Source organism: Aureitalea sp. L0-47 (assembly GCF_026126405.1).
In the GTDB taxonomy this organism is placed as follows: Bacteria; Bacteroidota; Bacteroidia; order Flavobacteriales; family Flavobacteriaceae; genus Pukyongia.
This window is the reverse complement of the sequence record NZ_JAFMTQ010000042.1, coordinates 1-1,320: the sequence shown is the minus strand read 5'-3', so window position 1 is coordinate 1,320 and position 1,320 is coordinate 1. Positions and strand designations below refer to the sequence as shown.

The 1,320-nt window shown below is 42.0% G+C and carries 1 protein-coding gene; it reads left to right on the top strand.

Annotation, left to right across the window (positions count from 1 at the left end):
* Positions 1–1,320: T9SS type A sorting domain-containing protein (locus tag J1N09_RS15365; protein ID WP_265201166.1), on the top strand; the 1,320-nt coding region annotated here is incomplete at both ends.

Sequence of the window (1,320 nt, the reverse complement as noted above, 5' to 3'; positions counted from 1 at the left end):
GCCGAAACCAGAAACGATGTGTTTAGCTCTTCTTATAATGTTCAGCAACACACACCCGCGAATTTCATCCCTCACCCATCGGTACCAGCCGGAGGAACTAATTTTATGGATGATAATCTGGACGATTGGAACGAGTATACTTCAGGAACTATCACTCCGGGTGAAGGATTCCTGGTATACCCGCAATCTGCCTATATCGACCCGGCTTATAACGGACCACCACCGGTTTCAACAATTGTATTCGATCTTACTTATGCTCAAGGAACACTAAACAATGGTGATATAAGCAGGTCTATCGAATTCAACGGACTGGGAACGAATCCTGACGGAACACCAAACTTCCTGGCCAATCCGTATGCATCGGCCATAGACGGAAGTGTACTGGTATCGAGCAACCCACTGATCAACGAAGTTTATTTCTGGGAACACCTGACACCACCAAGTGCAGCAATTCCGGGAGCAAATATCATTAATGTATCCATGGGGGACTTGTCTATGTACAACGGTACAATGGGAATGCCGGCGGCAAATGATCCGGGAACAAGCACAACCCCTAATGGAGTAATTTCAACAGCTCAAGGTTTCGGAATTAAAGCCTTTGGTTCTGGAACCGTGACATTTGATAACTCGATGAGACTCACCACCGGGAATTCAACGCTAAGAGCACCGGAAAACCTGGATAAAATCGTATTGAAGGTTCAAGCTGAAACTTATGAAGTGAGAGGATATGCAGGTATCGGATTCCGACCCGAAGGAACAGCAGACCTTGATGAAAATATGGATTCGAACCGCCTGGCTACCCTTGTATCTCTGTATTCTCATCTTGAAGATGGCACAGAACAATTAGGGATTCAAACCCGGGAACCGTTTGATAGTAGTATTAAAATTCCAATGGGATTTGCGACGCAGGTTGAAGCAGACCTGGAGTATACAATTTCCATTGCTTCTCTTGAAGGGTCAAATATTTCAAGTTCACAAATTTACCTTATAGATAACGAATTAGGAATAATTACAGATCTATCTGAAACCGATTATCAATTCAGAAGTAATCAAGGGGAGTTCAACGGAAGATTCACAATTCAATTCGAACCAGACAATACGTTAGGTTCCAAAAGTGACATTCTTGATAATATCTCCGTTTATCCTAACCCAACAAGAGATATACTGAACATTCAATCTAATAGCATTTCTGTTAAAAGTGTAGAGGTATATGATATTCAGGGTAGAAGGGTCGAGAGCCTTTCAGTTGAAGATCAAACTTCATTATCAATGAATATATCTTCCTACAGAAGCGGAGTATATTTTGTAAAAATAAATACC